13 protein-coding genes are annotated in these 14,071 nt (G+C 59.8%); 11 read left to right on the top strand and 2 right to left on the bottom strand.

Features of this window, described 5'->3' with window-relative positions:
* Positions 1–70 precede the first annotated feature (70 nt).
* From E5K02_RS13370 to E5K02_RS13360, 3 genes are all read left to right on the top strand, one after another.
* Positions 71–214, top strand: coding sequence for a PID-CTERM protein-sorting domain-containing protein (locus E5K02_RS13370; protein ID WP_167856363.1), 144 nt, complete (start codon positions 71–73; stop codon positions 212–214).
* A 288-nt stretch (positions 215–502) separates the two neighbouring features.
* On the top strand, positions 503–1,750 hold the full coding sequence (locus E5K02_RS13365; protein ID WP_135395279.1) for an efflux RND transporter periplasmic adaptor subunit: 1,248 nt from the start codon (positions 503–505) through the stop codon (positions 1,748–1,750).
* Between the two features lie 10 nt (positions 1,751–1,760).
* On the top strand, positions 1,761–3,239 hold the full coding sequence (locus E5K02_RS13360) for a TolC family protein (protein ID WP_240737274.1): 1,479 nt from the start codon (positions 1,761–1,763) through the stop codon (positions 3,237–3,239).
* 274 nt (positions 3,240–3,513) lie between these two features.
* Here E5K02_RS13360 and E5K02_RS13355 read toward each other — a convergent pair whose 3' ends face one another.
* Complete coding sequence (locus tag E5K02_RS13355) at positions 3,514–3,915, bottom strand: YybH family protein (RefSeq protein WP_135395277.1); 402 nt, start codon at positions 3,913–3,915, stop codon at positions 3,514–3,516.
* 384 nt (positions 3,916–4,299) lie between these two features.
* On the opposite strand from E5K02_RS13355, the gene E5K02_RS13350 reads away from it, so the two are divergent.
* The 7 genes from E5K02_RS13350 to E5K02_RS13320 all read left to right on the top strand — a co-directional run bounded on the left by E5K02_RS13350 (position 4,300) and on the right by E5K02_RS13320 (position 12,519).
* Entirely contained in the window at positions 4,300–5,451 is a 1,152-nt protein-coding gene (locus tag E5K02_RS13350) for a hypothetical protein (protein ID WP_135395275.1), read from the top strand.
* Between the two features lie 432 nt (positions 5,452–5,883).
* Positions 5,884–6,552 (top strand): ABC transporter ATP-binding protein, encoded by a 669-nt coding sequence (locus E5K02_RS13345; RefSeq protein WP_135396003.1) that lies wholly within the window; start codon positions 5,884–5,886, stop codon positions 6,550–6,552.
* A gap of 40 nt (positions 6,553–6,592) precedes the next feature.
* Positions 6,593–7,180 carry an RNA polymerase sigma factor gene (locus E5K02_RS13340; protein WP_135395273.1) on the top strand — a complete coding sequence of 196 codons (588 nt, stop codon included), beginning with the start codon at positions 6,593–6,595 and terminating at the stop codon, positions 7,178–7,180.
* Positions 7,170–8,423 carry an ABC transporter permease gene (locus E5K02_RS13335; RefSeq protein ID WP_135395271.1) on the top strand — a complete coding sequence of 418 codons (1,254 nt, stop codon included), beginning with the start codon at positions 7,170–7,172 and terminating at the stop codon, positions 8,421–8,423. The genes E5K02_RS13340 and E5K02_RS13335 overlap by 11 nt, the downstream gene beginning before the upstream one ends.
* Before the next feature lie 27 nt (positions 8,424–8,450).
* Positions 8,451–9,647 carry an ABC transporter permease gene (locus E5K02_RS13330; protein WP_135395269.1) on the top strand — a complete coding sequence of 399 codons (1,197 nt, stop codon included), beginning with the start codon at positions 8,451–8,453 and terminating at the stop codon, positions 9,645–9,647.
* Positions 9,648–9,725: 78 nt separating this feature from the next.
* Positions 9,726–11,108: a sigma-54-dependent transcriptional regulator gene (locus tag E5K02_RS13325; RefSeq protein ID WP_135395267.1), complete on the top strand. Its 1,383-nt coding sequence runs from the start codon at positions 9,726–9,728 to the stop codon at positions 11,106–11,108.
* 91 nt (positions 11,109–11,199) lie between these two features.
* Positions 11,200–12,519 carry a sensor histidine kinase gene (locus E5K02_RS13320; protein WP_135395265.1) on the top strand — a complete coding sequence of 440 codons (1,320 nt, stop codon included), beginning with the start codon at positions 11,200–11,202 and terminating at the stop codon, positions 12,517–12,519.
* 78 nt (positions 12,520–12,597) lie between these two features.
* Here the strand turns inward: E5K02_RS13320 and E5K02_RS13315 are convergent, their stop codons facing one another.
* A complete protein-coding gene (locus E5K02_RS13315) occupies positions 12,598–13,371 on the bottom strand; it encodes a hypothetical protein (protein WP_135395264.1) in 774 nt (257 codons plus the stop codon).
* Positions 13,372–13,393: 22 nt separating this feature from the next.
* On the opposite strand from E5K02_RS13315, the gene E5K02_RS13310 reads away from it, so the two are divergent.
* Complete coding sequence (locus E5K02_RS13310; protein WP_135395263.1) at positions 13,394–14,068, top strand: DUF1345 domain-containing protein; 675 nt, start codon at positions 13,394–13,396, stop codon at positions 14,066–14,068.
* Positions 14,069–14,071: the final 3 nt, after the last annotated feature.

Genomic DNA, 14,071 nt, shown 5'->3' with positions numbered 1-14,071 from the left:
AATATAAGCCTCCAAAAAAATGATCAAGTCGTTACTTCGTCGCACTGCTGTGTGTGTATTATTTCTGGGTGTGACCCAACTGCCGGTATTGGCCCAGGGCCCCGGTACGGGCGGCCCCCGTCCCGGGGCTACGGCCGCCCCTATCGACGGCGGCGTGAGCCTGCTGGTGGCTGGTGGCGTGGCCCTGGGGTTGCGTCGTTTGCGTCGGCGCTAGTCGAACCCAATGCCGGCGGGCGTGTACTACGCCGTAGCCGGTAGCTGCTGATACCGCCCCTTGTGCCTGGCACAAGGGGCGGTTTTTTTATTCTTTCCTGGGTGAGAATCGTCTGGCGCGGGAGTGGGCACCGCGCTTTCCGGTTTCGAACAGAATGTCCATTTCTGGACAAAGTTTTGGGACTGAGTTGTTTGGTATCTGGTTGTAACCTATTGATTAATAGATAATTAATCGAATGGCACGCCTCTTGGCTAGTAGTACAGGAAACCACCACCTTTCTGCACGAAAATGGACAGAGCAATTTCCCCCGCCACTCACTCCCGCCGCCAACGCCGGCGCTGGATTATAGCCGTAGCTGGCTTGGCGCTGGCCGTAGCGGCCCTAGTAGCCTTTCGCTCGGTGCTGCAACCCAGCGTGCAGCGCGACCAACTTCTGACCGCCCGGGTTGAAGTCGGCGACGTAGAGGCGTCCCTGACCGCTTCGGGCCTGATTATTCCTGGGCACGAGGCTGTCATTACCAGTCCCATTCAGAGCACTATTCGGCGTGTGGCGCTGCAGGTGGGGGAGAAGGTGCGGCCCGGCCAGACCATTGTGGAGCTCGACAAGGACCTGACCAGTACGGCCCTGGCTAAGCTCCAGGATGAGCAGCAGCAGAATCGCAACAAGAACGGGCAGCTGCAGCTCACCCTGGAAAAAGCCCTGAACGACCTGGAGTCGCAGGAAAAAGTGCAGCAGGTAAAGGTGCGCAGCCTGCAGTCGACCCTACGCGACGAACAATACCTGCTCAAAATCGGGGGGGGGACGGCCGAGAGCGTGCGGCAGGCCGAGCTTAACCTGAAAGTGGCCCAGCTGGAGCTGCAGCGCCTGGGGGAGCAGATTCGCAACCAGCGCGCCGCCAACGCCGCCGACGTGCGCGAACTGGGCTTTACCATGCAGATTCAAAACCGCAGCATCACGGAGCTGGCCGGCAAGCTGGCCCAGGCCAACATCAGCACCCAGCAACCCGGCGTGCTGACCTGGGTAAACGAGGATATTGGCAGCACTGTAAACCAAGGCGACGCCCTGGCCCGGGTGGCCGACCTAAGCCGCTTCCGGGTGCGGGCCACGATTTCGGATACCTATGCCGATGCCCTGCACCTGGGCGACCCGGTCGTGGTCCGGGTGAATAGCACCGATTTGCGGGGCACCGTCACTAGCATTAGCCCGGCCGTCGACAAAGGCGTGGTAACGTTTTACGCCAAGCTGGTCGAAGACCACCATCCGGTGCTGCGGGCCAACCTGCGGACTGATGTGTTTGTGGTAACCAAGGCCAACCACGGGGTGGTGCGGGTCAAAAACGGCCCCTTCTACCAGGGCGGTAAGGAGCAGAAAGTATTCGTGGTGAACAACGACAAAGCCGAGCAGCGCACCGTGCGCTTCGGCGACAGCAACTTCGATTACGTGCAGGTGGTCGGCGGCCTGCAGCCCGGCGACGAAATCGTGCTCAGCGAGCTGAAGCAATACACCGACACGCCTTCCCTGACCATCAAAAACTAGGCGACGCGCTATGAAAACGATTTTTCCTCTCCGGATGAAAATAGGGCTGAGCTGCCTCAGTGGCCTGCTGCTGAGCAGCTCGGCCTGGGCCCAAACCAAGCCGGCTCTGAGCCTGAATCAGGTAATAGACCTGGCCCTGGCTCAGTCGTCCATTGCCAAGCAGGCCGTAACCAACCGCGAAACCAGCTACTGGCAGTACCGCACGTACCAGTCGAACTACCGGCCCCAGCTGGCTTTGCAGGGCACCGTGCCCAACTTCCGCCGCGAAATCACGGCCGTAGTGCAGCCCGATGGCAACACGGGTTTTCGGCCGGTACGCTACAACAACGCCACCGTGGGCGTGACCATGACCCAGGCCATCGGCCTGACCGGCGGGCAACTCTCCATTAGCTCGGGGGTACAACGCTTCGACGACTTCAACAGCCGGGAGCGGATGTATAACAACCAGCCCTTCGGCATTGGCCTGAGTCAGCCCATCGGGCGCTACAACAGCCTGCGCTGGGCCCGCAAGATCGAGCCCCTGCGCTACGAAGAATCGAGCCGGCAGTACGTGGAAGAGCGCGAAAACATTGCCCAGCGCGTTACGGAGTTGTATTTCGACGTGCTGCTGCAGCAAGTGAATGCGGATGTGGCCCGCCAGAACGTGCAGGCCAATGAGGAAATGCTGCGTCTGGGAAAGGAGCGGTTTCAGCTGGGCCGCCTTTCCCAGAGCGACCTGCTGCTGCTGGAGCTCAACCTGCTCAACTCGCGGCGGGCCCTGGGCCAGGCCAACCTGGCGGCGCAGAATGCCGCCGTAGACTTGCAGAGCTACACGAGCTTGTCGGCAGAAGCCCTGCAGCTTACCATTCCGGAGGCCACCGCCAAGCTCAGCATCGGCACCGAGCAAGCCCTGGCCCAGGCCCGGCAAAACCGCCGCGAGACACTGGCTTTCCGCCGTCGGCTGCTGCAGGCCGAAAGTGAAGTGGCCCTGGCCAAAGGCACTACGGGCTTGCAGGCCACGCTGGTCGCCAACCTGGGCTACGTGAACAGTGCGTCGAATTTCTGGTCGACCTACAACAACCCGCAAAACCAGCAGCAGGTAAGCCTGGCCTTTGCTATGCCGCTGGTTGATTGGGGCCGGCAGAAATCCATTGTGAAAACCGCCGAGCTGAACCGGCAGCAAGTCGAGCAGACGGTGATGCAGGAGCAGAACACGTTCGAGCAAAGCGTCGTAACCCAGGCCGCGCAGCTTGGCAGCCTACACGAGCAGCTGCAACTCTCGGCCCAGGCCGATTCGTTGGCCCAGCGGCGGTACGCCATTGCCCGGGCTACTTACCAGGTGGGCCGCATCAGCCTGACCGACCTCAACATTGCCTTGTCGGAAAAAGACCAGGCCAAGCGGGCCTACATTGCCGCGCTGCGGGCCTGCTGGGTAGCCCGCTACCGCCTGCGGGCCCTCACCCTCTACGACTTCGAGCGCCAGGAGCCGCTGTTGGCTGCTGCTCGGTAGGGAGAGCAGGCAAAATCTGTGTTTAGGCCAGGGAAAGGGTATTTCCATGGAATAAGCGGCGTTGCTCCCAAGTGTTTACCCAGCCTCTTCGCTGTTGCCTTCTGTAAGGCCGCACAAGGCTATCCGTCATCTGCGAAGTAAGTCCCAATCTTAACCCGAAAAGCCCCTTACTGCTGCGTGTAGTAAGGGGCTTTTCGGGTTAGAACATTGCGCAAAGTGCAGCGGCCGGATTGGCGCTGCTCGCCATGCCACGGGCTAGTGGTTCCAGATGCTTTTAAGCGGCGGCCGGGGCGGGGAGGTTGGTATTCCAGATATCCTGGTGGAGCTTCCAATGTCCTTGCTGCTCTTTCCAGACTACCAAGTACTTGCCCTGGTCCATGGGTTGGTGGTTTTCGTCGAAGAGAGTGTAGCTGCCTAGTTCGATGGCCGTGTCTTCCAGCTCCTCAATGTCACGGGTTTTGAGCTTGACCTGTTTGACGCCCATGCTCATAGCCCCCTGCCAGAACGCCTGAATGCCTTGGGGCCCTTCGATAGGCTCCATGCCCGTGGGCAACAGCACGCTGGCAGTCGTATAGAGGTCGGCAATGGCGGCGGCATCGCCCCGCTCGAAGCTGGCTTCGAACGTGTCGTTGGCACGCCGGATTTCGTCGCGGATACTAGTGGCTGTGGTGGGCATGAGAAATGGGTTTAGGTCGGTGAATACTAAGTAGATATAAGATAGGGGTTTTTAAGTCAATTAAAACCTGAAACCTGCCCATGGCCGGTTGTCGAGGCTTGGTAGGCCGCTTCCGCAGAAACCTTAGAGCCCTGAGCTGAGCGGCTGCCCAGAGGGCCAACCGGGCTGATTTTTTCCTGGTGGAACGGCGTACCGGTACCTACCGGATAGTGAGTTTGGGCGGATAGAGAGGCGTTTTAGTGGTAAATTAGGTATAATTCTAATTTTAGTTTATATTTTACCTATATTAAGTACTGCTTCTTCCCCCTCGCTGCTTTTGCTGCCTTACTCAAATCCACTGCTGCCCGTGTCAGTAAACCATTCTCACTTCAAATCCCACACCTTATGAAAAACAGAATAGTACTTGCTGTAGCTGCTGCCTCGCTGCTGGCTGTAAGCTGCCAGAAAACCGATCTGGCACCCAGCGCCACCCCAGGCTCCAACTTGGTAGCAAAAGCACCCGCAGTTGCGCCTGGCTGCGATGTAATTGACTTTGAGCGTTACAGCGGCTTCACCGGATTCGGCGGCCTGCTGTCGTCGGTAACCAGCGCCGGCAACGCTGGCCCCATTGCCATGACCAGCTACAATGCCAACTACCCAAGCCAGCCGGTCGCGGCCATCGTCTTTGAATCGTCCAGCACGACACCTCCCGGGCCAAGCAGCCAATCGTACGGAGGTTGGGACCCCTTCCAGAATGCTGCCGAAGACCTCGACTTGGGCACGCCCAATGAGCTCTACGGCGGCTACGGTCGGGGAGCCGGCGGCGCGGCAACCAACAAGGTGCCCTTGGGCAACATCCTGGTGATTCAGGACTTTATCTGGGGGCAGCCCAATGACGACGATGGCCGCGGCTACGTCACGTTCGACTTTAGCACCATGGGCGCCATTACGGCCTCGGGCCTGACCATCATTGACGCCGAGACGCTGGCTCCGCCGCAGGGCGAGAATGAAGGCGGCAGCGTGGAGCTGTGGACGGCAAACCCTATGGCCGGCGGCACCCTGCTTACGACCGTGCCTTTTGTAAATACCGGCTCCAACGGGGTAGCCCGCCTCAGCCTGGGCAACACGCCGAATGTGGGCTTTATCAGGGTGAATATCATCGGCTCGATTGGGATTGACAACCTGGAGTTTTGCCGCCCCCAGCCCCTACACTGCAACTACACCCAGGGCTACTGGAAAAATCACCCCGAAAGCTGGCCCGTGAGCAGCCTGACCATCGGCACGGCCAATCCGCTCAAGTCGTACACCAAAGCGCAGCTGCTAGACGTGCTCAAGACCCCCGTGAAAGGCAATGGCCTCATTGCCCTGGCCCACCAGCTTATTGCGGCCAAGCTGAATGTGGCCCTGGATAATGACCCGGCTATTCAGACGACCATTGCCCAGGCCGATGCCTTAATCGGTAACCGCAGCCTGTTTGGCGGTACTCTCACCACGGCTCAGACCAGCGCCCTAGTTACTGCTCTGGATGCCTACAACAACTCCAACCACTGCAACTAACCCCCGCACGAGTGGTCCGGCAACCGGGCTGCTACTACAACAATCAACCACAAAAGCCGGCCTGTTTGTCCGGCTTTTTTGCGTTCTGGGCGGAGCCCAAAAGGGAGAAATCGGGGTGTGCGTTCAGAAACGCACAACGGAGCTTTCATTTTCGAACACCTTGTCCGATTCCGGACAATATTTTGGTTGGTCTATTTTCGGTATTTGCGTGTAATTATTTGTAATACAGTTATTTATAAAGTTGGCACAGGCATTGGGTATTTGTAGTAGAACCAGCCGGCTTGCCCCACAAAAACGGACACGGACAGCTGGCCACTTCTTCTCAAACGTTCCATCGACCCTACACTGCTCCAGCCCATGAATTCCACGACTGCGCCCGGCAACCTGTTTGCTTCCTCCGAAATTGGGGTGGCTGCGGCCCCCACTACCCCCATGATTAAGCTCACGGATATCGAGAAGGTCTACCAGACCAAAACCATCGAAACCGTGGCCCTGAACCGCGTGAACCTGACCATCAATAAGGGCGAGTTTGTCTCGATTATGGGGCCCTCGGGCTGCGGCAAATCGACCTTGCTCAGCATCATGGGCCTGCTCGACGAGCCTTCCTCGGGCCAGGTCGAAATTGCGGGCCGCCCCGTCACGTCCTACTCCGACAAGGAGCTGGCCCACCTGCGCAACCAGAAAATCGGCTTCGTCTTCCAGAGCTACCACCTCATCAACGACCTCTCGGTGCTCGACAACGTGGAGCTGCCCCTGCTCTACCGCAGCAGCGTGAGCGGCAAGGAACGCCGGCAGCGCGCCCACGCCGCCCTCGACAAAGTGGGCCTGAGCGCCCGCACCAACCACTTCCCCAGCCAGCTTTCGGGTGGGCAGCGTCAGCGCGTGGCCATTGCCCGGGCCCTGGCCGGCAACCCTGAGCTGATCTTGGCCGACGAACCCACCGGCAACCTCGATTCGGTGATGGGCGAGGAAATCATGGACCTGCTGCTGGGCCTCAACCGCAACGACGGCGTGACCATCATCATGGTAACCCACGACGAGCAGCAGGCCCTGAAAACCGAGCGGGTTATCCGCTTCTTCGACGGCAGTCAGGTTAGCTAATCCCTCTTTTTTTCGCCTCCCGCCTTTCTTTTTTAGCATCATGGCAACTGTGCTTTCTTCTCTGTCTCTGCTTTCGGAAACCGACCTCCTAAACGAGTGCCGCCGCGGCAACCCCCGCGCCCAGAAAGTGCTCTACGAGCGGCTGGCCCCGGCCATGCTCGGGGTGTGCCTGCGCTACCTGCGCCACCAGGAAGACGCCGAGGAAGCCTTGGTGCTGGGCTTTGTGAAAGTGTTTCGGGCCCTGGAGCAGTACCGCCACGAGGGCAGCTTCCGGGGCTGGGTACGCCGCATCATGATCAACGAGGCCCTGGGCCAGTTGCGCCGCAAGCAGCCTATGCACGTCGATATCGACGAGTGCCACGACGGAGTGGCCCCCATTGCAGCCCTGGCCGAAAGCAACCTCGACACGGCCGACCTGCTCCGCCTGATTCAGCAGCTTCCAGCCGGCTACCGCACCGTCTTCAACCTCTACGCCGTGGAGGGTTACAATCACCCCGAAATAGCCGCGCTGCTGGGTATTTCCGAGGGTACTTCCAAATCCCAGCTTAGCAAAGCCCGCGCCCTGCTGCAGCGGCAGTTAGCCGTGCTACACCACTCATCCTTTCAGCCCCAGTCTTATGCTGCTTAGTTACCTCAAAATTGCCTGGAAGGTGCTTTTGCGCCGCAAGTTTTTCACCTTCATCAGCCTCTTTGGCATCAGCTTCACGCTCATGGTGCTGCTGGTAGTGGTGGCCCTGTTCGACCACGCCGTGGGGGCCCACGCCCCGGAAGCGCGCCTGGACCGGATGCTGTTTATTGACTTTGTCCACATCAAGTTCAAGGACGGCGGCAACCAACAGTCTCCGCCCAGCTACTACATCCTCGACAAGTACGTGCGCAAGCTGCGCACGCCGGAGCGGGTGGCTTTGTGTTCCCGGTTCCACTCCACGCCCAGCTACGTGGGCAACAACCGCATCGACCTGGACCTGAAGTACACCGACGACCAGTTCTGGCAGGTGCTCGACTTCTCCTTCACCGAAGGCAAGCCCTTTACGGAAGCCGATGTGAAAGCCGCCGCCCACGTAGCCGTCATCAACCGTACCACGGCCCGCAAATACTTCGGTACTGACCAGGGCGTGGTCGGCAAGATGATCGAGGTAAACCAAACCAATTTTCGGGTAATGGGCGTGGTGGAGGATGTGGCGGCCATACGGATCAGCTCCTACGCCGACGTCTGGGTGCCGCTTACTACCAGCCCCAACAACCTAAACCAGGTAAGCCTTACGGGCGACTTTTCGGCCATTATTCTGGCTAAGTCAAGCGGGGATATCAAGGCGGTGCAGGCCGAATTCGACCAGATGGCGAAGCGCATTCCCTTGACTGACCCTAAAATCATGCTGTACCTGGATATGCACGCCGACTCCCTGCTGGGCTCGTATTCGCGCCAGATCATGAGCCCCCTGACCGACCGGAAGTCCGACGGCCTGCACATTCTCTACGCCATTCTGGCTGGCCTGGCCGTGCTGTTTATGCTGCTGCCAGCTCTGAATCTGGTCAATATCAACGTGAGCCGCATTATGGAGCGGTCCTCCGAAATCGGGGTGCGCAAGGCCTTTGGGGCTACCGGCAGCACGCTAATCGGGCAGTTTCTGGTCGAAAATGTGTTCCTGACCGCCATTGGGGGCCTGTTGGGCCTGCTGCTGGCCTACGTAGCCCTGCAGCTGATCGGGGGCGCCCAGATTCTGGCCTATGCCCACTTCGGGCTGAACTGGCGCATTTTCGGCTGGGCCCTGCTCGTGACCTTGTTCTTCGGGGTACTGTCGGGGGTGTACCCAGCCTTTAAAATGTCGCGTCTGCAGCCGGTGCAGGCCCTGAAAGGCGGCAGCAAGTAATTCCAATTGGTGTAAAAAAGAAAAATCATGATACGTCACCTATTTACCCTGATCTGGAATCGGAAGCGGTCCAACTTCCTGCTCATGGCCGAAATTCTGCTGTCCTTTTTCGTGCTGTTCGTCGTGAGCGTGCTGCTGGTGAGCAACTACTACAACTACCGCCAGCCCATGGGCTTCCGCTCCGACAACGTGTGGCAGTTCGATATTGATGCTGGTCAGGACACGGTGGACCGCCGGGGCAAGCTGCGCCTGCTGGTGCAGGAGCTGCAGGCCACACCCGGCGTGGTGGCCGTCACGGGCACGAGTGGCAACACGCCCTTCTCCTTTAGCACCATGAACACCGATGAGTACCGCTACAAAGACAGGAAGGCCGGCTACACCGACCGCTACGATGCCGATGATGACATGCTAAAAGTGCTGCACCAAAAAGTGGTAGCCGGCCGCTGGTTCGACCGGCGTGACGATGCCGCGGGCCGCCGCTTTCCGGTGGTAATCAACCAGGTCTTTGCCCGGCAGATGTTCGGCGACGAGGCCCCCGTGGGTAAGGTGCTGACCAACGAAAAGCGCGACGAGGAATGGCACGTTATCGGGGTGATTGAGGCCTACCGCTCGGGCAGCGACTTTGCGCCCAACGAGGGGGCCATCTTCCACCGCAAAACCCTGAATGATACGTCGCGCTACGTGCAGCAGGAGGTACCCCTTTTGCTGGTGCGCGTGCAACCCGGCAGCGGGGCCGTGCTGGAGCAGCAGCTGGTGCGCAAAATCAAGAGCGTGACCAAAGGCTGGAGTGCCAATGTGAACACTCTGGAAGAAAACCGCGGCGACAAGCTCAAGTTTATCATGACACCGCTGGCGGCCCTGGGCCTGGTAGGGCTGTTCCTGATTATCAACGTGGCCCTGGGCCTGTTCGGGGTGCTGTGGTACAACATCAACCAGCGTAAAGCCGAAATTGGGCTGCGCCGGGCCCTGGGAGCCACTGGCAACGGCATCAGCAAGCAGTTCCTGGGCGAGATGCTCGTCGTCACGACCCTGGGCGTACTGGGTGGGCTGGCCCTGGCTGCGCAGTTTCCGCTGCTGGGCGCCTTTGGCCTGGCTTCCGGCATCTACGTGCAGGCCATGGCCTTGTCTACCGTGCTCATCTTCGTGCTGACGGCCATCTGCGCCCTGCAGCCCAGCCGCATAGCCGCCGGTATTCTGCCGGCCGTGTCGCTCCGGGAAGAGTAGCCGCAAAAGCGGCGCTGGGCCACCCGCACAGTGCCGCTTGGCCTTTCCTTTCTGATTCCCGTTCTTCGCGCTACTGCTATGATTCTGATTGTTGATGACGACCTGGCCGTCCGGACTTCGCTAGGGCTGCTGCTGAAGCAGGCGGGCTACTCCACTAAAGGCGTAGCCACGCCCGAGGAAGCGGTGCAGGTGGTGCAGGCCGCGCCGCCGGCCCTGGTGCTCATGGACATGAACTACTCCCTGGACACTTCCGGCCACGACGGCCTGCAGCTGCTGGGCCAGGTAAAGCAGCTAGCTCCGCAGGTGCCCGTTATCCTGATTACGGGCTGGGGTTCCATCACGCTGGCCGTGGAGGGCATTAAGGCCGGGGCCGCCGAGTTTGTGACCAAGCCCTGGAACAACGACTCCCTGCTCCAAACCATTCGTACCATCCTGAGTTTGCAGGAGCGGCCCGCCGAAACCGGCACGGCCCCCAGCCGCCGCGACCTGGACCGGCAGTTCAACTTTCGCAACATCGTCGGGGCCGATGCGCACTTGCTGCACGTGCTGCGCAACGTGGGCCAAGTGGCCGCTACCGACGCTTCGGTGCTGATTGAAGGGGAGAGCGGTACGGGCAAAGAACTCATTGCCGAAGCCATTCATCAGAACAGCCACCGCCGCGACAAACCCTTCGTGAAGGTCAACCTGGGCGGAATTTCGGCCTCGCTGTTTGAGAGTGAAATGTTCGGGCACCGCCGCGGAGCCTTTACCGATGCCAAAACCGACCGGGTGGGCCGCTTCGAGCTGGCCAACAAAGGCACCATCTTTCTCGACGAAATCGGAGAGCTGGATATGGGCTCCCAGGTGAAGCTGCTGCGCGTGCTGCAAGACCGGACCTACGAAGTGCTCGGCGACAGCCGGGCCCGCAGCCTCGACATCCGGGTGATTTGCGCCACCAACCGCAACCTGGCCGAAATGGTGCGCGAGGGCCGCTTCCGCGAAGACCTGTACTACCGCATCAACCTGATAACCGTGCGCCTGCCCGCCCTGCGCGAGCGGCCCGACGACATTCCGCTGCTGGTAAACCACTTCGTCAGCAACCTGCGCGCCACCTACAACCGGCCCTCGCTCAAAGTCGGCACCAAGGCCCTGCACTGGCTGCGCGAATTGCCGTTGTCGGGCAACATCCGGGAGCTGAAAAACCTGGTGGAGCGGGCCGTGCTGGTCAGTGGCAAGGATGAGCTCAGCCCCGAAGACTTTCAGGCCCAGTTCACCAAAACTCCGGCCAAGGCTGCCGCGTCCGGCGAGCTGCCGCCGGTGGGCTCCATGACCCTGGAAGAAGTAGAAGTGCAGATGATACGCAAGTCGATGGAGTTCTACGCCGGCAACGTGAGCCGGGTGGCCAAAGCCCTGGGCCTGAGCCGCGGGGCCCTCTACCGCCGCCTGGAGAAGTACGCTATTCCCTTCGACGCCGCCTCGTAGGGCCAAAAGCAAGACCAGTATTCCCTTCTCAAACGAGCAGGGGTACCGGCCTTACTTTTCGTCTTAGCTTTAAGAGCTAACAATTCATTCCATGACCCTGCGCGTCAAGTTTCTGCTGTTTGTTGTCATTATTCACGGCGTCCTTATTGCCCTGGCCGCCCAGGTAATGCGCTCCAACGTGCCCCTTTTTATTGCGACGGAAGTCCTGCTGCTGATTTCCATTGTCCTGACCGTGCAGCTCTACCGCGGCTTCGTGCGGCCGTTTCAGCTCATTGCCGCCGGCACCGAGGCCATTCGGGCCAAGGATTTCTCCATGAAGTTTGTGCCCGTGGGCCAAAAGGAAATGGACCAGCTCATCGACGTGTATAACCACATGATAGACGAGCTGCGGCAGGAGCGCGTAACGCAGCACGAAAAAAGCTACCTGCTCGAACGGCTGATCCAAGCCTCGCCCGCCGGCATCCTGCTACTCGATTTCGACGGCCGCATTGAGGCCGCCAATCCGGCCGCCGAGCGCTGCCTGCACCTCTCGCAGGCGGAGCTGCTGCGCCAAGCTCCGGCCGAACTACCCGGGGAATGGGGCCCGGCCCTGGGTTCTTTGCAAGTCGGCCAGCCCCAGGTTGTCCAGCTCTCGGGCATTCAGACCTACCGGGCCCACTGCTCCCACTTCCTGGACCGGGGCTTCACCCGCAACTTTATCATGCTCGAGGAGCTGACCCAGGATTTGATCCGGCAGGAAAAGCAGGCCTATGAAAAGCTGATCCGGATGATGTCGCACGAAATCAACAATTCCATCGGAGCCATCAATTCTATCCTGCAAAGCTTTGGCTACTACACCCAGCAGCTGCGCCCCGCCGACCAGACGGATTTCTCGGAGGCCCTGGAGGTGTCCATCAACCGCAATACCCACCTGGCCAACTTCATTGCCAACTTTGCCAACCTGGTGCGCCTGCCCCCGCCCACGCGCCGCCCCTGCGACGTGCACGACCTGGTGCGCTCCATTCACCGCCTCATGCAGGTGCAAAGTGAGAAACGGCGTATTACCTGGCACTGGGAGCTGGCAACTGGCCCGCTGTGGGTCGAGCTCGACTGTCAGCAGATCGAGCAGGCCGTGCTTAATATCGTGAAAAACGCCCTGGAGTCTATTGGCGAGGACGGCAACCTGACCGTGCATACCAGCCTGCAGCCGCCCATGCTGCGCATCGAGGACGACGGCGCCGGTATTGCGCCCGAGGTGCAGCGCCGCCTGTTCACGCCCTTTTTCAGCACCAAGCGCGACGGGCAAGGCATTGGCCTCACCATGATTCGCGACATTCTCTTGCAGCACGGCTTCACCTTTAGCCTCGAAACCACCCCGGCCGGCACTACGGCCTTTACCATCTGGTTTGGGGCCACCAGCTGGGCTGAGTAACATAAGGAACTGCTCTGACCCTGTATTGCCCTAAAGGAAGCTGTAGGGCGGGAGAAGGGCCGCCGCTGTACGTGGTTTCTATCGGAGCAGTATGGTACCGGGTGAGTGGCTGTTAGTTGTTTTCGTTTTGGCCAGCCGAATAGCTACTACCGTTGCCGCTGTATCAGCCGTGGGGTAGGTAATCTGAACTTGTCCGATGGCCTCCGGCGCAATGCGAAGGGTAGCTACTTGCGCCGCGCTAAGCCTGTGCCCGTTGAGTACAAAGTCCAATGGGCCACGCAAGCCGTAGCTGCTACCTAACTGGGCGAAGGTCTTGCTGTCAATTTTTCCATCGTAGGTAGCAGCAATAATGCCTGACGACGCTAGGCTCCTAAGCAGGCCGGGCACGTCTGCGGACTGGTCTTTATAGACGATAATGCCCTTGATATTCTTCGGGTTAATCCGCGGGGCACCGGCATTGATAATAACCGTTGAATTCATAATGAAGAACGGTTCGGGTAGTTGCTGTAAAGCCTGGCTGGTGGTGGGCTGCTGGCCGTAACTAACCAATGACGAGGTGCTTAACGCAGTAAGAACGAATAAGCGGCGCACGAAACTAGGCATGGTGAGAGGAGAAGGTAAGGGCCCAAAACCAGGGGCGGCAGGCAATGTACAGGCGGAACAGATAAGCCCCACAGGTAGAAAATATACGCTGAAAAGCCGGGAAACTGCTTTCTTGCTGAGACCAGAAATGGCCAGCGGCCACCAAGAAATGGTCAGGTTATAATCTGGCCCCGGACCCCGCAACAAAGCCGCTCTACTGGGAAGGGCGGTTTGTGAAATCAACAACTGAAGACCGGCTTTATTGCGCACTTTTGGCGACTAGCCACTGCCTATGCCGTCTGCCGTTTTTCGTCTTGTTCACCACCTGGGCCAGCTCTCGGCGGCCACGCGCCTGGTCGTGGCCCTGGTACTCGGGGCCGTAGCCTGGGTGTTGCTTTCTGCTGACTTGCGGCCGACTGCCCGCGTAGTAGCGGCCTGGGATGCCTTCGGCCTGACTACGTTGCTGCTGATCTGGGCCGCTATTACCACCGCCGAGGTAAACCATATCCGGGAAACGGCCCGCCAGGAAGATACGAGCCGGGTGTTGTCATTTGCCTTCGTGCTGGTGGCGGCGCTGAGCAGCCTGCTGGCCGTAGTGCTACTCCTGAGCTCGGTGCACGAGTTGAGTCGGGCGGCTCGGCAGCTACACGTGGGCTTGGCCATTGCGGCTGTGGCCCTAGCCTGGCTCCTGGTACATACCATGTTCACGCTACGCTACGCCCACCTTTACTACGATGCCACGGCTGAGGGCGACGCCGGCGGCCTGGAGTTTCCCGGCCCGGAGCCGCCCGATTACCTCGACTTTGCCTATTTCTCTTTCGTCATCGGCATGACGGCCCAAACGGCGGACGTCAGCATCAGCAGCCGGAAGCTGCGCCGTTTGGCCTTGCTGCACGGCCTGGTGTCGTTTGGTTTTAACACGGCCGTCGTAGCCCTGAGCATCAGTGGGCTGGCCGGGGTGCTATAAGAT

Source organism: Hymenobacter metallicola (genome assembly GCF_004745645.1).
GTDB classification, from domain to species: Bacteria; Bacteroidota; Bacteroidia; order Cytophagales; family Hymenobacteraceae; genus Hymenobacter; species Hymenobacter metallicola.
This window is presented reverse-complemented; position numbering and strand designations above follow the sequence as displayed.

Coding starts and splice junctions, on each gene's coding strand:
- E5K02_RS13365 (WP_135395279.1), top strand. CDS start 503: ATGGACAGAGCAATTTCCCCCGCCACTCACTCCCGCCGCCAACGCCGG.
- E5K02_RS13360 (WP_240737274.1), top strand. CDS start 1,761: ATGAAAACGATTTTTCCTCTCCGGATGAAAATAGGGCTGAGCTGCCTC.
- E5K02_RS13355 (WP_135395277.1), bottom strand. CDS start 3,915: ATGCCCACCACAGCCACTAGTATCCGCGACGAAATCCGGCGTGCCAAC.
- E5K02_RS13350 (WP_135395275.1), top strand. CDS start 4,300: ATGAAAAACAGAATAGTACTTGCTGTAGCTGCTGCCTCGCTGCTGGCT.
- E5K02_RS13345 (WP_135396003.1), top strand. CDS start 5,884: ATGATTAAGCTCACGGATATCGAGAAGGTCTACCAGACCAAAACCATC.
- E5K02_RS13340 (WP_135395273.1), top strand. CDS start 6,593: ATGGCAACTGTGCTTTCTTCTCTGTCTCTGCTTTCGGAAACCGACCTC.
- E5K02_RS13335 (WP_135395271.1), top strand. CDS start 7,170: ATGCTGCTTAGTTACCTCAAAATTGCCTGGAAGGTGCTTTTGCGCCGC.
- E5K02_RS13330 (WP_135395269.1), top strand. CDS start 8,451: ATGATACGTCACCTATTTACCCTGATCTGGAATCGGAAGCGGTCCAAC.
- E5K02_RS13325 (WP_135395267.1), top strand. CDS start 9,726: ATGATTCTGATTGTTGATGACGACCTGGCCGTCCGGACTTCGCTAGGG.
- E5K02_RS13320 (WP_135395265.1), top strand. CDS start 11,200: ATGACCCTGCGCGTCAAGTTTCTGCTGTTTGTTGTCATTATTCACGGC.
- E5K02_RS13310 (WP_135395263.1), top strand. CDS start 13,394: ATGCCGTCTGCCGTTTTTCGTCTTGTTCACCACCTGGGCCAGCTCTCG.